Consider the following 16,366-nt stretch of genomic DNA (forward strand, 5'->3'; position numbering starts at 1 on the left):
TGTAAAGCTTTGTGAATCGGCTTTAAGGCTTGATGCGGGTGCTTTTCCAGTCCGTAATATATCAGGTTGCAAAGCTTGATTTTAGATGTCAAACGTAGGTAATAAGTGCAATTAACTACCCGCCCAACTGGGTCTTCAACCCAATCTACGAGCGAGCTTCCATTTACCCTTAAAGATCTAAAGGATGCGATTCCGGACTACTGTTTTGAACCGTCTACTAGTCGCTCCCTAGCTTACTTTTTTCTAGATATTGGTATTATTGCTGGCCTGTATGGCATAGCTTACGCCTTCAACTCCTGGTTGTTTTTCCCTCTCTTTTGGTTAATGCAAGGCACTATGTTCTGGGCCTTGTTTGTTGTGGGTCATGATTGTGGCCATGGCTCTTTTTCAAAGCACAAGTGGCTAAATAATCTCATTGGTCACCTTAGCCATACCCCCATATTGGTGCCATTCCATGGCTGGCGAATTAGTCACCGTACTCACCACGCCAACACTGGCAACATCGACACAGACGAAAGCTGGTATCCAGTTTCTGAAGATGAATATAACGAAATGGATGCGATTGGCAAAGCGATCCGTTTCAATCTGTTTCTTTTAGCCTATCCTTTTTATCTATTCAAGCGTTCACCTGGTCGTAAAGGATCTCACTTTATGCCCGGCAGCGATCTATTTCGCCCCTCCGAAAAGTGGGATGTGATTACAAGCACAACGCTATGGACCCTGTTTATCGGCTTCCTGGGTGCGATTGGCTTACAGTTTGGCCTAGTCTTTCTGTTTAAGTTCTACGTCATGCCCTATTTAGTCTTCGTGATGTGGCTAGATTTGGTCACATTTCTACACCACACAGAACCTGATATCCCCTGGTATCGCAATGATAGCTGGTACTTTCTCAAGGGTGCACTGTCTACCATTGACCGCGATTATGGGTTTATCAACAACATTCACCATAACATTGGCACCCATGTGGCTCATCATATCTTTTTGAATATGCCTCACTACCACTTAAAAGATGCAACTGAGGCAATCAAGCCAATCTTAGGAGATTATTACCGAGAGGGTAAAGACTCTATCTGGACTAGCTTCTGGCGCTCTGCTCGCGAGTGTATTTTTGTGCCCAATGAGGGTCAAAAAGTATACTATCAGCCTCGTCGATAGTCTGAGGTTACAGTGAGATTTTAAAAAAGAGCGTGCAAAATATTTTGCACGCTCTTTTTTTACACTCTTTCTTTTAAAGCTTGAATTAACTACCCGCTAACTTCGCTTTTACTAACGCCTGCACTTTGGCACCATCGGCCTTGCCTTTCATTTCTTTCATGGCAGGCCCCATCACTTTTCCCATATCGCGAGGACCACTAGCTCCAGTTTTAGCAATCAGCTCATCGATAATTGCTGCAATTTCATCATCAGACATTTGCTCAGGCAAGTACTCTTGCAAAATAGCTAGTTCTTGAGCTTCTTTCTCAGCCAGGTCGTCGCGACCTGCACTCTTGTATTGTTCAATCGAGTCCTTACGCTGTTTAGCTAGCTGAGTGACAACTTCAATTTCTTGTTCAGGAGTCAGCGCATCCTGACCCTTGGGACGTACTTCTGTTTCTTTTTCTAGAATGACTTTCTTAATACCACGAACGGTTTCTAGGCGAATCTTATCGCGAGCTTTCATTGCAGCTTTAATTTCGTCGCTGATGCGGTCTTTAAGGGACATGATTAAAAAGACGTTGCTTGCAACGTCTGTACACAAAAAGATGAGCTATTGATGGAACTGAGCCATTGTCTTTTTAGAAGACAATGGCTTAAATCCTTCTCGTTAGAAAGGGATTTCGGAAGAACACACTAAATTTAGTACTGAGGTACTGAGGGATCGACCTCACGACTCCAGGCCAGAATGCCCCCCGTCACGTTGGTCCCTTCAATGCCTGCATCTTTGAGAATAGAGAGTGCTTTGGCAGAACGACCACCCATCTTGCAATGGGCGATGAGTTTATGGCCGTTCACTAATCCTCGAACTTTCTCAACCCCAGCACCGCTCTCAATTTCGGAGAGCGGTATTAGCACTGAGCCGGGAATCTGGGCGATTTTGTATTCGTTTGGATCACGAACATCAAGTAAGACATAATCACTGCTGTCGCTGTCAAGCAACTGCTTGAGGTCAGTCACACTCATTTCGTCTATAGCTGCCTTCTGTTGAGCTTCAGCTGCCTTAGCATCGGGGATACCGCAAAATTGCTCATAATCAATCAATTTTTCAATCACAGGTCGCACTGGATTGGGGCGTAGCTTTAACTCACGGAACGACATATCCAGAGAGTTATATAGCAATAAACGACCGCTGAGGGTATTGCCCGCACCTAAAATGATCTTAATGGTTTCTGTGGCTTGAATAGAGCCGACAATACCGCAGAGAATACCTAGAACCCCTCCCTCTGCACAGGAGGGGACCAGGCCCGGCGGTGGGGGCTCGGGATAGAGATCGCGATAGTTGGGACCATCTTCATAATTGAAGACCGTCGCCTGGCCTTCAAACCGGAAAATAGAGCCATAGACGTTGGGCTTGTTGAGTAGCACACAAGCGTCATTCACCAGGTAGCGGGTGGGGAAGTTATCGGTGCCGTCTACAATGATGTCATAGGGTTCAAAAATCTTGAGGGCATTGTCAGCACTTAGACGAGTATTGTGTAGGTCGACTTGACAATGGGGATTGATTTCAAGAATTCGATGCTTGGCCGATTCGATTTTAGGTTTATCGACCCAAGAGGTGCCGTGAATAATTTGGCGTTGCAGGTTGGAGTAGTCAACTACGTCGAAGTCGACAAGGCCGATACGACCAACGCCAGCTGCTGCCAGATACAGAATTAAGGGAGAGCCAAGACCGCCCGTACCGATACACAGTACACTGGCAGCTTTTAGGCGCTTCTGACCGTCAACGCCTACTTCGGGCAGGATTAGATGCCGTGAGTAGCGCTCATAGTCTTCTTTAGTTAGTTGGATGTCATCCAGATTTGGATTCAGCATGGTTCCTTGAGAACGAAAAGAGATGTAATGGTCTGTTGCAACGCTACGGGTGAGCGTTTTTCAAGTTTCAGGACGACAAGCGCGGCATTCGATCCTTTGCCGCAGAGGCTGGCACAATTTTTAGTGGTTCAGGCTGAAATTGATGATTGTTATCTAGCTGCCAGTTGCGGATATCCACAGCGATACCATTACGGACAGACACAATGATGTAGGCATAAGCAGGCCAAGCTAGATCGCGATCGCACTGCGACGGCACCGCGTCAGCATCAGTATGCGAATGATATACCCCAATAATGCTCAGGCCTTCTTCCCTAGCCTGGCGCTGGGTTTCAAATAAATCTTTGGGATCAATCCAATAGCGTCGCGTTTTTGTCATCGCCGCCGAGTCACCCTGGCCTCGTTCAGCCAGAGCCACAGCAACATCAGCAGACCACGCATTATCCAATAGAACTACATTCGCTAATGTCTTTTGGTCGGTTGCAGCGTCAAACGTCCCCACTAGCAAACCGCACCCCTCATGGGGATAGGCTTGCTCTGCATGGGTTTGCATGCGTTCAATATGCTCTTGTGTAAGGATCAGAGCCACAACCAGATGAAAGTGTCAGATTTTTTATTGTAGAGCAGATTCTGTGACCCTTAATTAATATCCTTAACGATCTAAGACTCAAGTAATGGCTTCACGACCTTATCCATTTCCACTGAGCGTGATGCTTTGAACAGTAACCGATCGCCTGACTGAATAAATTGCTGTAGGCGCTGTGTTAAATCAGTATGGCTCGTAAATTGCTGATGGGGTATGGCTCCAGACCCCGTTGCCATTGCCGCAGCTTCAGCAGGGTCCGCCAAGATAAATAGATGATCGATACCTAACGTTTGGACCACTTCGCCGATGGCCTGGTGCAGCTCTACAGACTTGTGCCCCAACTCTTTCATGGTGCCAAGAACGGCAATATGGCGCTTTCCTGGCTGATCTTTTAGTAACCTTAGGGCCGCTTTCATGGACTCAACACCAGCATTGTAGGTTTCATCCAGCAGCACAATGTCATGGGCCAGCTCATATCGTTTAGCCCGACCTGCGGGCATATTGACATCCAGGCCTTTGGTTAAACCAGACCAGTCAAGGTTTAGGGCCTGAAGAGTTGCGATCGCACTTAAATAATTCAGCGCATTGTGCTCACCTGCTAAGGGCAATGGCAGCACCTGACCATCTACCACAACCGTTTGCCCCTGAAACTGACCATGGACATCGCCGCCAGTTAAGCCATAGGTAATGGTTTTACCCGACCAAACTCGAGCCGCCGTCTCCATCAATCGGAGGTTATCTTGATTGAGCACAGCAATGCCATCGGGCCGCATATTAGCCAGTAGCTCGCATTTAGCATTTGCAATTGCTTGTTCGGAGCCTAGCCGCCCAATATGGGCCGTACCCACATTCGTGATCACAGCCACATTGGGCTGAGCTATCTGCGTCAGCACGGCAATTTCCCCGGGGCCTCGCATCCCCATTTCCACAACGGCATAGTCATGCTCGGGGGTGATCTCCAAGAGTGTCTTGGGTACACCGATTTCATTATTAAAATTGGCACGGGTCTTATGGACGCCCCCATGTAGGCCCAGGGCTGCTGAGATCAGTTCTTTTGTCGTCGTTTTACCCACAGAGCCAGTAATGGCTACCACGGGTAACCCTAATCGCTGACGCCACCAGCGGCCTATGCGTTGGTAAGCCACCAGGGTATCTTTTACTTCTATACGGGGCACCTCAGCCGTAATCACACCTTGGCGAGTGATGGTTGCGATCGCACCAGATGCCAGTGCCTGCTCGACAAACCTATGACCGTCAAACCGCTCACCTTCTAACGCCAAAAACAAGTCATCGACCTGGATGGTGCGAGTATCTGTACTGATATGTCCCACCATCTGGTCTAGCTGAGTAGGCCTCAGAGTGTGTCCGACCAATTCGTCATCAAGGGCATCTAAAAGCTGGGAAACGGCAGCAAAGCTAGACATAACAGTATTGTGAGAAATTTAAGCAGGCTCTGTTTCATCAGCACTGTTTCATCAGCATTAGTTATGCTAACCACATATAGGCTTGATGAAGAAAGTTCTGTGAATTTACAGAAGCTTCAGCAGAGACGGTGCAGTCGCATCCTATCTGAAAATCCCTGTGGGTTAAACTAGTAAGACGTTAGTCTATTGTGGGGAAGAACACGAATCTAAACTTAGGGGGATGTTAGTCTCAGTTTGCGCCGCTGTAGACCCGTAGATCAAACCTACCAATGTGCCTCCGTTGAAACGCTTGTGATTTAAGTTAAACCTTCGACCATTTCAGCTTTAAGTCTAGTTATGCTGCTAGATTGCCCCCTCTTCAGCATCTCTCAAGGTCTTTTGTAAGTTTTTATGCTGTCTTAGGTCATCAGGAGCAGTTAGACTTAAAAATAAGTTTGTCTGTAGTTTCGATCGCCGCAAGTTTTCCCTGTAGAAGTTTGTCTTTACATAAGGTGTATTTGCTGAGGTTTCACTGGTGAATGTCCAATCAGGCTACTCGCAATCTGATTATGGTGCGCGATTAGTTAGTCCACAGGAACAGGTGCTTTACGATCATTGGCTTGGCTGTGTAGATTCCGAGCGACCTGATGTACTAATTAATCGCTTCAACACGTTATTTATCGACGGTACTGGATATGGTGATTACCAGGTAGTCACCAGTCTCGATAAGATTCTGCTGGACTCCCATGCGGATATGTATTTCCACCATATTCTGAATCGTTGCTGTCATATTCTGATCAATCGATGGCAGAAAAACCGAGATCATCAGCCAGCCATTGCGGAACTCGTCAGTCTCTTTGAATATGCTCCCAGCCATGCCGTCCGTGAGGTGTCGAGGGCACGCTCCGTGCGTCGTTTGAGAGAAATTGTGTCTCAGTTTAGAAAAACTGAGCAATACCTCATGCTCAAGCGCTTGGTCCAGGTCATGGAACGAGACAGTGACCCTAGCTTGCGCGCTCGTCAACCCCTAGGCACTCTAATTGGTCGCTACCCATATTTATATGAGCATTGTTTGCTAAGTGAAGAAAGCCCTAAGGAGCAGCAAACCCACGTACGACGGATGCAGCACCAGGCTCAAAAGAAAGTGGAGTTGGATCTGTCTCAGTACGTAAACTACCGTGTACGCCGCTCACGACTGAAGCGAGAGGGGCTCTTAGAAAAACAAGGCCAATGGTTACGACCATCGAATAATCCCACATTACTTAGCGATCGCGAGCTGGTTGACTCCCTACAGCAGTTCTCTGGCAGGGATGCCCATGGGCGTACCTATAATGACTTAGCCCTAAAGTTTCGTAGCCAATGTTGCGAGACAGCATCCTTCAAGTCGTTTAAGGATGATTTTTACGAATATTTGGTATCAGGTGTCGACCCTGCCTATGGGCGTCAGCACTTCAATAATGCTCTGTACCAGAATCTAAAAGATATCTATCCTGAAAATGATAATCAACGGCTTAATGACTTTTTGCTAGTGCGGACATGCTCTAACTTGTTCAACTTTTTAGTCGTTGACCCTGCTGGTTCCCACTCTCACTTTGTTTTCATTGATCTGATCAATAATCTGGGTGCAACCCTGACAACAGGCCTATTACTCAGAATTTTGCTGTTGTGCCGCAAGGTTAAGCCTTACCTAGAGCGTCGGTTGTCCACATTGTTTAATCACTACGAGTTAGCCAAGCAGGATTCTGTCGGCTGGCTAGTGAAAATTCTGGAGACCTTGAATTTAGCGCTGAGCTTAACATTTGGCCATCTGGATATATCCCATACATTTGCGTAGGTATTACGTTGAAAAATAACTGCATTCGCTGGGTATCATGCGCAGTACATGCAGTTATTTTGTTGCACAAATATAAACAATTGGCGCTGAATACGTTAATGTGTATTATTCGTCTCAAGCAACCAAGAGCCGCTGCAAGTCTTCCAGTGCAAGGGTTTTGTGCATATTATTTATATAATGCGTCAGAATATTTTCTATAAAATCGAAATTTTCCTTTTCAGTTTGCTGTATACTCTGCTAACTTTCTAGGCATCTTGCCTAAGAACAATCGGCTATTGTTGGTCCGTCCGTAGCCCCCCACTGTCAAATCGTACATGTCAAGTTATGAGCCAATCTAGACAGTCCAATGCCGCCGCAGCTGCCCCTGCAGGCACGTCCCAAGAAGCTGACACTTTGGTCGATGCTTATGCTGAAGATTTGATGGATGAAATCTTTGAGGATGTCGACCGCATTTTGGCGGGTGAAGAATCCGCTATTTATGCAGATCCTGGTATTCAAGCCTCTCAGGGAACACAGTCCTTGCTGAGCGATCAATCGGTTACAGTCCCGGCGATGATTGTGCCCATTACTGCTACTCAAGCAGTAGAGCAGAGTGCTAAGGCCACAACCACAGACACTAAAACTAGCTCAGCTAAGTCTGACAAACCAAAAATATGGTCTAGCAAGCGATTCAGCAAGAAACGCCTGGGCAATTTTATGCTGGGTGCATTGTGTTTATCAGGTTTAACTGCCGCTGGTATCTGGTGGATGCGACAGCAACCTAATGTGCAAACAGCAGATTCCTCAACCGCCCCAGCTGCCCTCCCAACGGCATCAGAAGAGGCTGTCTTACCTGCCATATCCCAGGAAACTGCTTTTGGTGAATACCTCAAGCGGTCGCTAGGGGTGATCCGGGGTGAGCGCAGTGCTCAAACTGAAACCCAGTCCCCTGGTGCCATTGCTACAGTACCTGGCAACCCATCCGGCAATCAGGTGGCAGCAGGAAAACCTTCCAACAATGTGATTGAACGTGTCTTTGTTCCCCTGTTACAGCCTGGTTCAGGGAACAATCAAGGTTCACCTTCCAATGTTGTGACATCACCGTCTTTACCTGCTCCCAACGGTGCAAGCACCGAGTCGCCCAACACAACAGCGACTATTCCGAACATTTCTACTGCCAATACTTACGAGCTCGTCGGTGTGCTGGAATTGGGAGAGCGCTCGGCAGCTTTGTTTGAAGTCAATGGCACATCACAGCGAGTCTATATTGGTGAAACCATTGGCAGCAGTGGTTGGAGCATTGTATCAATTAGTAATGAAGAGGTCGTTGTTAGACGTAATGGTGAGGTGCGCTCCATCTACATTGGTCAACAATTTTAAGTACACTGGGCTTGATGGTTGATTGCATGGTGTCGGCATAGCAAATATATGAGCATATTTGATGATTTCAGCCGCTTTTTGGAGACCCGCTTAGATGAGTTCCTCAAAGCCCACCCTCATTTAGAGATGATGGCTCTTGAGGAACAACTACGGGGTCAAGAAGAAGATGCGATCGCTACATTAGCCACCCTCAAACGTCGTGAAGCCGAGTTGGAAACAGCTGTTCTAGATACCGCAAAGGATATTAAGCGTTGGCATGAACGTATTGCTAAGGCAGAGTCTGCCCAGCGCCTTGATTTGGTAAAGCCTGCCAAAGAACGGGAGGCAACCTTGCTGCGCCAGGGGAATCATTTGTGGGGCCAGATGAAGAGCATCAAGTCACGGCTGGCAGAAACTCAAACCCTGCAACAGCAAATCCATGCTAAGCGACAGGAATTGAAAGCCAAAATTGCCACGGCCCAAGCTGCTGCTCAGACACCTCCCAGGGATTCTAGTACTACCGGTTGGCATCGCAGTCCATTCCAATCCAAGCCGCTGGATCCGTTAGAAGAGAGCTTTCAGCGTTGGGAAACTGAGGCGGAACTGGAAGAATTAAAACGCCAAATGGGTAAGTAGGCAGGGATTAAGCTTTCTACAGAGATCGTAGTGCCTGCACCGTTTCGACAACCGCTTGACCCACCTGCTGAATCTCTTGTTCAGTGGTAAAGCGGCCTAAGCCAAAACGTAGGGATGCGTAGGCTAGCGGATCGCTGCGCCCCAGAGCCTTAAGCACATGGGATGGGGCCGTGCTCGCTGAGCTACAGGCCGAACCTGAGGAAAGGGCGACCACTGACTGGAGCCCCAGCAATAGGCTTTGGCCGTCTACACCGCCAAAGCTCATGTTGAGATTGCCTGGGAGTCGCTGGGTGGGATGGCCGTTGAGATAACTGTCTGGCAATGGGTTGAGGTGGGTTAGGAGTTGCGATCGCAACCCCCTTAAACGCTCACGTTCTGTAGTCATCTCTGCCGTAGCCAGCTCAAGCGCTTTGGCAAACCCCACAATCTGTGGTGGATAGAGTGTACCCGAACGCATTCCACGCTCATGACCACCGCCGTGGAGTTGAGCTGCCAGATTTACCCGAGGATGACGTCGTCGCACATAGAGAGCCCCAATCCCTTTTGGCCCATAGACTTTATGGGCCGTCATCGACATCAGATGGATATTCATCGCCTGAATATCCAAAGGTACTTTACCAATCGCCTGGGCCGCATCTGTATGGAACAAAATCTCTCGCTCTTGGCATAGAGCCCCAATCTCTTTCAGCGGTTGCAGCACTCCAATTTCATTATTAGCCGCCATGACCGAGACCAAAATAGTCTCTGGACGAATTGCCTTTTCTAATAAGGGTAGAGACAATAAACCATCAGGCTCTACGGGCAAATAGGTCACTTCAAAACCCAGGGATTCTAAATAGCGGCAAGGGTCTAAGACTGCGCTATGTTCTGTTTGCACCGTGATGATATGTTTGCCATGGCTAAAATAAGCTTCCGCAACACCTTTGATGGCTAAGTTGTTAGCCTCAGTAGCACCACTGGTGAAAACAAGCTCTTCTGGTTGTGCATTGATGCTATGTGAGATAGCTTCACGACTTTTTTTAATAGCAGCTTCAACCGGCCAACCATAGTGATGGATGCTGCTAGGATTACCAAAATGTTCTGTAAAAAATGGCAGCATTACCTCAACAACCCGTTGATCAACGGGTGTTGTAGCATGGCAATCAAGATAAATCGGAGAGCCTGGCATAGGATTATCCCACGGTTTGTTGAATAGGAATAAATCGGTTGAAAATTCCTAGTATTCTCACCCGCACCGCTGGAATTTCTGTTGTGTATAGGCTAAAGACCCAAAAGTTTTGGCGCTGAGTGTTGTCTTCTATAAATTCCGTAAGATCCTCTTCTCCGATGAGGGTTCCATTTTCAATGGCCGTCTCACAAATATTACCAAGAGCTTTACCCAAATCCCCTAACCAGTCATCAAGTTCGTCTGCCTGGCAAAATGCCGCGCGTGCTTCAGTTTGTAGGGTTTCCGCTGCAAATGCATTGTACTGCTCTTGATCTGGGTTAGTCGCGATCAGCACGGCTGCCAATGCGCCTAACCCTACTATTCCTAGAAACGCTTTGACTTTCATTGATCTGTAGTAGAGTCCTGGTAATTATGGTTGTCCTACCGTTCTAACATAAGCAGGTCAATGAACATGGGTTAGATTATTTACACTACACATCATCCCAAAGTTTCAATAGCTTAATGCACGGTCAGTGAAGAAGATGGCCCATGACTTACTCATGCAACCTGTGATTGAGACTCAAACCAAATAGCCGTATAAATTTGGACTGTAGTGCAGCTATATTCGTGGGCAATGTCTTCAATCGAGTCGCCTGCATTGTAGAGTTCGGCAATTATTTTCGTGGGCACACCACCAGTTCCAGCTACGATCAGAAACCTGTTGTTTACTTTTAATTTTCAACGCTGTGTCAACAACATGCATCCAAACAACAATTTTTCTGGAGAGTTGCTTGAAGTGTTATGGAATATCAACGCTGTACTGATTCAGTGTTTAACATTCATCTCTTAGACAGCGTTAGCTCGAAACTAACAGACACCTGATAACTGAATATTTAGATTTTCAAAGCGGGTGGGGGGAATCGAACCCCCATCATTAGCTTGGAAGGCTAAGGTTTTACCACTAAACTACACCCGCAAGTTCAAGCTTATGCTTGACCAGCGTAACAGCAAGCATGTGCTTGACTAGCTTTACTTTGAGCATTTGCTCAACCAGCTTTGCTAGGTTAACACAGTTTGCCATAAGAAAGCTGGTTGAAAATCAAGGCTTTTATCCTGGGGAGAATCGTAATGTGAGCTGCATTCGATCGGTAATGATGGCTTGCTGGCCAGTGTATGCAGGCGCAAATCGGATCGCAGCAGGATTCACGCTGAGGGCATGGGTGAGTAAGCAGCTGGCAATTTGTGCTGACATCGTGTCCTCATCAGGCGGGGCAAAAACCTGGATAACAGAGCCATCGGCTGCGATCACCAATCCCAACGTGACCTCGCCAGCCGGTAAAGCGTTATTACACGTGTGATCAGTCACGCTCAATGCAGAGGCACTCTGCAACGTAGGCAAAACATCTGGCCAATCACCTGGGGTGCCAGGCGGCACAGTCGAGGTGCCGACAATGCTGATGGCAATTGCGCCATCACCTATTGCGGACTCAGGGTTTTGGGGCTTTTCGGTGTCGTGGGTCTGGTGATCTGAAGCTGGTGGATTCTCTGTAATAGTTCCGTCAGAGCTTTCAGTGCCGTTGTTTGGCTTGGTGGTGGGGTTCTCAGAAGGATCGGTATTTACAGCCTCTGGTTCAGGCTTTTGAGCTAGACCGTTTTGTGGCGGAGCCTGCTGTGCTAATCCCTGATTCTGGTTAGTTGGCTCAACCGCTGGGTCTTGGCCACCAAGGGCATTGGGCTGTTGTAAGGGGGCTTCAGCTGGAGGAATGTCTGGTGGTGGACTGTCAACGGCAGCAACTGGCATATCCCCTTCACCCACCAGGGTCACCGGAATGGTTACAGAATTATCAGGGGGCGCATCCACCTGTAAAATGATCGGTAGGCTCGCGACTAAAGCTCCAACATGTAATATCAACGATGCACTGATAAATGCTGGCCAGGGCAACTGGGTTAACTGTGTGAAATTGGTTTCAGCCATAGATGCTCCCCACGCAAGTAGGTTATGCCTCTTAAATTAGAAGATGTGCGATCGCATTCCCCTATCACTGGCACACTTTCCTAAGTGGAAATTGCCTGAATGTCTATCATAAAAGCGTCTACCGATGGTCGATAGACGCTGTAGGAATTTGAATTTTGCATGGGAGTGCTACGCAGCCAACGGCGGCGCAACCATTTCCTTTGAGGGAAACCCATGGTCCATGGGCGGCAACCCAGAGGCAAGTAAAGCTCGCAGTTTCGGAATTTCAGCACTGTTATAGACTCGAAACTCACTGTGCACAGTGGCAGCGGCCTGACGTACTGCTTGATTAATCACAAGGGAACCCTTGGGGTCCGACTCGGACCGATGGAATGTGCCCGGTGGAATCCGCAAAATATAGGCATTTTGCTCAAGGCGTACCCGATGGAACGGATAGTCCCAGCTAAAGTTAACCAGATAGAACGTCCGTCCCCCAGACAGTGCCAACAGATTATCTTCTTGGCGCGGGTGTAAATAAAATTGCCAATCACCGGTTTTAGTGCTGTGGGGGCTAATGGCAGGGCCATCGTGAAACACTAAATCACGGGCATTCGACTTGGGGACTGTAATGTCAAAAAATTGAACGCTAGGAGTATCTCGAAACTTTTCGAACGGATATAGTTCAAACATAGAAATTAAACTTTGCTGCTTAAGCGTGATGATGCATTTAAGCTAACGGCCTCCATTTGAAGGATCAAATCGCCCAGCGGAAAGTATCTATGCGCTAACCGAATAGATTCTATTGATGAACATTTCCCAACTTCAAGTGCTCGTGACCATTGGCAAATGTGGCAGTTTTTCGGATGCGGCCATGCAGTTGGATATGTCTCAGTCGGCGGTTAGTCGTGCGATCGCATCCCTCGAAAATGAACTCAATGTCCCCTTGCTTGTGCGCGGGCGCATGGGGGCCAAGCTCACCACCATTGGCGCACGTGTAGTCAGCCATGCAAAACAGATTTTAGAATTGCGTGAATCGATCGAATACGAAGTCAATCTCGAAAAGGCTCTCTACAATAGCCGTCTACGTATCGCCTCTTTTCGGAGCGCCTCCACTCACATTCTGCCACCTAAAATTGCCGAGTTTCAACGGCACTACCCACGGGTAGAAGTGAGTCTGGATGAATTTGACCCAGCCGGTGTAGAACAAGCACTACGGTCTGGCGGTGCAGACTTGGGGTTGCTGCCTTTACCCCGCTCCGAAGACTTTACAACCTGGGAAATTACTCGGGATGAGTATGTAGTACTCCTTCCCAAAGCCCAACATCCTACAGCCAAGCCCATTACTTGGGATGAACTGTCCACCCGCTCTTTTATTTTGCTTAACTATGCCGAATGCACCACCGCAGTCAGAGAACATTGGTCACGCTGGCAACAGCCATTGAAAGTGGCCTACAACGTTAAAGAAGATTCCACCATTGTGAGTATGGTGGCCCAAGGCCTGGGAGCCGCTATCTTACCGCGTTTAGCAGCCATGCCCATTCCTGATACGGTCGACAGTTGTCCCCTGCCTGTCCCCCTAGAACGGGTGATTGGCGTCGCTATCTTGGCTAACGTGCCACCCTCACCGGCTGTCACCAGGTTTTTAGAAGTGATGAAGAACAGCTAAGGAACACTCTGAGGAGGCCACGCCATGAGCATGACCTTAACAACGTCAGTGAGATTAAATCGAAGCTAGAACAGCCATAGCCTGATAATGTCATCAAATCTAGACAAATTAGGCCTAACAATTCTTAATTCACAGGGAATCAGATAAAACTGTTGTGTATTATACGGTTATCAAGATTAAATTGTTGCTTCTGATACCGCAGTAAGGATTTTTGGCATTATGGCTCAGCTTACCGTTAACGAAGTGCTCTCCAAGATTAGCCATCAGCAATCGTTACGTCGAGCTGAGCTGAGCAAGATAGATCTGGGAGGAGCCGCACTGGACCGAGGGAATTTTGCCCATGCGTATCTACGGCAAGCAAATTTGACCGGTGCGTCCTGTGAAGGTACTGACTTTTCAAAAGCCACACTAGTTCTGGCGGTACTTTCAGACGCTCGCTTTGATAAAGCCCGATTGGATGCGGCTGAATTGACCCGTGCTCGTTTAGAGCGGGGGATTTTCCGTGAACTACAGGCACCTAAAGCCAAGTTTCATGGCGCGCATCTCACTGAAGCTGACCTATCATTTGCCACGTTGACCCAGGCCGATTTATCCAATGCCATTGGTCATCGCACCCGCTTCAGTTGGGCAAATCTAGTCAAGGCGCAGCTAATTGATTCTGACTTTAGCGAAGCGGTCTTTGAAGGCGCTAATCTGACTCGCAGCAACTGGCATCGTGCAACAGTGCGAGGCGCTAATTTTCAACAAGCTGACCTGGAGGCAGCTCGGTTGCGCGCAGCTAACTTGAATGGCGCTAATTTAACTAAAGCGAACTTGCTCAACGCCATTCTGGAGCAAACACAGCTAGACGGTGCTGTATTGATGGCAGCCCAAGCTGACTGGGCAACACTGAATGGAGCCAGTTTAATTGAAACTGACTGGACTGATGCCTCTATGATGGGTGCTCAGCTAGAGGGGGCAAATCTTGCAGGCGCTAACTTGGCAGGGGTGAACTTGCAGCAAGCAAATCTTGAAAATGCCAACTTGACAGCTGTTGATTTTACCGATGCTCAAGTCGCAGGCGCTATTTTTACTGATGTACAGGGATTGACTGAGGCTCAGATTGTCTGGCTCAAGCAGAGCGGGGCACTAAATTTGCCTGGTTAAAAATGCTACACCACCTAATGTAGAGTGCTACAACATAGGTGCTTACGCAGTGGGGAGAGTTGAGTTGTTTCACCTCTTCAAGGTTATGGATATCCTCGCTTTCTGGCAGCAATATCACCAAACTGAACGCAGCTTTGTTGGTATTCGTTTGTACCAAGCTAATTTCTATCAGGCTAATCTAAGTGGCTTAGATTTTAGCCGCAGTGATTTATCTAAAGCTAGTTTTATTTGGGCTGATATCAGCGGGGGCATATTGGTAGCTGCCAACTTGCAAAACACGGTCGGCATCTGGCTACAAGGATTATGGGCTGACTTAACTGAGGCTGATGTTTGTCACGCTGATTGGAGCTGTGCCAACCTAACGGCAGCAAAGCTAGACCGGGCGGATTTTGTCCTAGCTAAGCTGACTGGTGCAACCTTGTGTGAGGTATCTGCTCAAGATTCTAACTTTTCAAACGCTCAGCTCTGGGGAACTTTGGCCATAAAAGCTGATTTTAGTGGCGCTTGTTTACATCAAACCAATTGGGCAACAGCTCGACTGATGGGGACCCAATTGGTGACAGCCGACCTTAGCTGGAGCAATCTTTCACAAGTTTTGGCCACAGAGGCCAATCTGACATCTGCAAATCTAGAAGGTAGCGATTTAAGTGACGCAGATTTCACAGGGGCATGCTTTAGAAAAGCTGACTTAACAGCTACTAATTGCCAGGGAATCTGTCTACAACGGGCCAACCTACAGCATGCTGATTTACGGGGAGCTGACTTAACAAACGCCAATTTATCAGGAGCTGATTTAACTGGAGCCAATCTCAAAGGTGCAAACTTGACTAACATCCTACAGACCGATGCCATAGGAATTACCAGTCATAGTAAAGTTCCTACAGAATGGCCACCTGATGCGCGTTGCCATAGTGCCCAACTCTTCAAAAATCGGGCTTTTCAATAAGGCAGAAAAAGGTTAGAGCAGCTGTACAAGCGAGGGTAGCTGCTGCCGATGCGTCACACCCTAGCGCCTGCATTGGAAAGTAAAGGCAAATGGCCAGCACGCCCGACAGGCCAGTGGGGGTAGTCAAAAACTCGAATACCTCTTGGGCTGCTTCTAGAAATTCTAATAGTTTGAGAAATCGATCTAATAATGTCATAGCTATATCATTCCCTATCCAAGCAACTGGTCAAAAACATTCGCGAGGATGGGTTTTGGCACTTTGCCAACCCATGTTTTGACCTCATCATGTTGGGCATTGAGCAGCGTGAACTGAGGGACACCAGATGCACCATAGTCTGAAACTTGATTCGCCCATTGAGGATCATCAATGTCTAGCATAACAAAGCTAATGGTATCGCCATACTGCTGATGTAGATCAGCAATCGCAGGGGACATGCCCTGACAGGTCGTGCACCAGTTAGCGTAAAACTCGATGAATGTAGGGTTTGGAGATGCGATCGCAACTTCATAGGGCGTCGCCTCAGCTGCCATCGTTTTTAAGGTCATCAATCCTGAAAGGGGCGTGAAACTGGTCGTCGTTGCCGCCGGACGCGTAATCAATAGGGTCACCAAAATCGCTACCAAAATCGCAATCATGGCACCCACTAATTTGATTGACGAGCCAGTTGCACCGTCCTTCGTCGTAAAAACCATCAACTCACTGT

18 protein-coding genes and 1 tRNA gene are annotated in these 16,366 nt (G+C 47.8%); 7 read left to right on the forward strand and 12 right to left on the reverse strand.

All coding sequences use genetic code 11. From position 1 onward, the window contains the following. Window positions 1–105: 105 nt before the first annotated feature. Window positions 106–1,155: a fatty acid desaturase gene (locus tag U2F10_RS27865; RefSeq protein ID WP_499873908.1), complete on the forward strand. Its 1,050-nt coding sequence runs from the start codon at window positions 106–108 to the stop codon at window positions 1,153–1,155. Between the two features lie 85 nt (window positions 1,156–1,240). Here the strand turns inward: U2F10_RS27865 and U2F10_RS27870 are convergent, their stop codons facing one another. From U2F10_RS27870 to U2F10_RS27885, 4 genes are all read right to left on the reverse strand, one after another. Further along, entirely contained in the window at window positions 1,241–1,702 is a 462-nt protein-coding gene (locus tag U2F10_RS27870; RefSeq protein WP_163663644.1) for a GatB/YqeY domain-containing protein, read from the reverse strand. A gap of 134 nt (window positions 1,703–1,836) precedes the next feature. Beyond that, window positions 1,837–3,009, reverse strand: a complete 1,173-nt coding sequence (moeB, locus tag U2F10_RS27875; protein ID WP_163663642.1) for a molybdopterin-synthase adenylyltransferase MoeB — start codon at window positions 3,007–3,009, stop codon at window positions 1,837–1,839. Between the two features lie 67 nt (window positions 3,010–3,076). Next, window positions 3,077–3,595, reverse strand: coding sequence for a M67 family metallopeptidase (locus U2F10_RS27880; protein WP_499873912.1), 519 nt, complete (start codon window positions 3,593–3,595; stop codon window positions 3,077–3,079). 71 nt (window positions 3,596–3,666) lie between these two features. Beyond that, the gene (locus U2F10_RS27885) at window positions 3,667–5,016 is read right to left on the reverse strand and encodes a UDP-N-acetylmuramoyl-tripeptide--D-alanyl-D-alanine ligase (RefSeq protein ID WP_499873914.1); all 1,350 of its coding nucleotides are present in this window, start codon (window positions 5,014–5,016) and stop codon (window positions 3,667–3,669) included. 514 nt (window positions 5,017–5,530) lie between these two features. Between U2F10_RS27885 and U2F10_RS27890 the strand changes: the two genes are divergently transcribed. From U2F10_RS27890 to U2F10_RS27900, 3 genes are all read left to right on the forward strand, one after another. Continuing rightward, window positions 5,531–6,829 carry a Sll1247 family protein gene (locus U2F10_RS27890; RefSeq protein ID WP_163663638.1) on the forward strand — a complete coding sequence of 433 codons (1,299 nt, stop codon included), beginning with the start codon at window positions 5,531–5,533 and terminating at the stop codon, window positions 6,827–6,829. Window positions 6,830–7,153: 324 nt separating this feature from the next. Beyond that, a complete protein-coding gene (locus U2F10_RS27895) occupies window positions 7,154–8,188 on the forward strand; it encodes a hypothetical protein (RefSeq protein WP_163663636.1) in 1,035 nt (344 codons plus the stop codon). Window positions 8,189–8,236: 48 nt separating this feature from the next. Continuing rightward, on the forward strand, window positions 8,237–8,803 hold the full coding sequence (locus U2F10_RS27900) for a TIGR04376 family protein (protein WP_163663635.1): 567 nt from the start codon (window positions 8,237–8,239) through the stop codon (window positions 8,801–8,803). Window positions 8,804–8,819: 16 nt separating this feature from the next. Here U2F10_RS27900 and U2F10_RS27905 read toward each other — a convergent pair whose 3' ends face one another. The 6 genes from U2F10_RS27905 to U2F10_RS27930 all read right to left on the reverse strand — a co-directional run bounded on the left by U2F10_RS27905 (window position 8,820) and on the right by U2F10_RS27930 (window position 12,594). After that, the gene (locus tag U2F10_RS27905; RefSeq protein ID WP_499873916.1) at window positions 8,820–9,971 is read right to left on the reverse strand and encodes a cysteine desulfurase family protein; all 1,152 of its coding nucleotides are present in this window, start codon (window positions 9,969–9,971) and stop codon (window positions 8,820–8,822) included. 4 nt (window positions 9,972–9,975) lie between these two features. Next, on the reverse strand, window positions 9,976–10,356 hold the full coding sequence (locus tag U2F10_RS27910; protein WP_499873917.1) for a DUF4359 domain-containing protein: 381 nt from the start codon (window positions 10,354–10,356) through the stop codon (window positions 9,976–9,978). Window positions 10,357–10,508: 152 nt separating this feature from the next. Beyond that, entirely contained in the window at window positions 10,509–10,640 is a 132-nt protein-coding gene (locus tag U2F10_RS27915) for a DUF433 domain-containing protein (RefSeq protein ID WP_499873919.1), read from the reverse strand. A gap of 215 nt (window positions 10,641–10,855) precedes the next feature. Continuing rightward, window positions 10,856–10,926: transfer RNA gene (locus U2F10_RS27920), tRNA-Gly, on the reverse strand. Between the two features lie 132 nt (window positions 10,927–11,058). Then, on the reverse strand, window positions 11,059–11,925 hold the full coding sequence (locus tag U2F10_RS27925; protein ID WP_499873920.1) for a hypothetical protein: 867 nt from the start codon (window positions 11,923–11,925) through the stop codon (window positions 11,059–11,061). Window positions 11,926–12,093: 168 nt separating this feature from the next. Further along, on the reverse strand, window positions 12,094–12,594 hold the full coding sequence (locus U2F10_RS27930; protein WP_163698791.1) for a redox protein: 501 nt from the start codon (window positions 12,592–12,594) through the stop codon (window positions 12,094–12,096). A gap of 115 nt (window positions 12,595–12,709) precedes the next feature. Here U2F10_RS27930 and U2F10_RS27935 point away from each other — a divergent pair, with 115 nt between their 5' ends. From U2F10_RS27935 to U2F10_RS27945, 3 genes are all read left to right on the forward strand, one after another. Next, window positions 12,710–13,570 carry a LysR family transcriptional regulator gene (locus U2F10_RS27935; protein ID WP_006517655.1) on the forward strand — a complete coding sequence of 287 codons (861 nt, stop codon included), beginning with the start codon at window positions 12,710–12,712 and terminating at the stop codon, window positions 13,568–13,570. 219 nt (window positions 13,571–13,789) lie between these two features. Next, window positions 13,790–14,716 (forward strand): pentapeptide repeat-containing protein, encoded by a 927-nt coding sequence (locus tag U2F10_RS27940; protein ID WP_499873921.1) that lies wholly within the window; start codon window positions 13,790–13,792, stop codon window positions 14,714–14,716. A gap of 85 nt (window positions 14,717–14,801) precedes the next feature. Next, entirely contained in the window at window positions 14,802–15,662 is an 861-nt protein-coding gene (locus U2F10_RS27945) for a pentapeptide repeat-containing protein (protein ID WP_499873922.1), read from the forward strand. Here the strand turns inward: U2F10_RS27945 and U2F10_RS27950 are convergent. Beyond that, on the reverse strand, window positions 15,640–15,858 hold the full coding sequence (locus U2F10_RS27950) for a hypothetical protein (RefSeq protein ID WP_163663621.1): 219 nt from the start codon (window positions 15,856–15,858) through the stop codon (window positions 15,640–15,642). The two genes, U2F10_RS27945 and U2F10_RS27950, sit on opposite strands and share 23 nt — an antisense overlap. A gap of 14 nt (window positions 15,859–15,872) precedes the next feature. Beyond that, window positions 15,873–16,355 (reverse strand): thioredoxin domain-containing protein, encoded by a 483-nt coding sequence (locus U2F10_RS27955; protein WP_163698785.1) that lies wholly within the window; start codon window positions 16,353–16,355, stop codon window positions 15,873–15,875. Between the last annotated feature and the right edge of the window lie 11 nt (window positions 16,356–16,366).

This window comes from Leptothoe sp. EHU-05/26/07-4, from assembly GCF_043421015.1.
GTDB lineage: Bacteria > Cyanobacteriota > Cyanobacteriia > Phormidesmidales > Phormidesmidaceae > Leptothoe > Leptothoe turfae.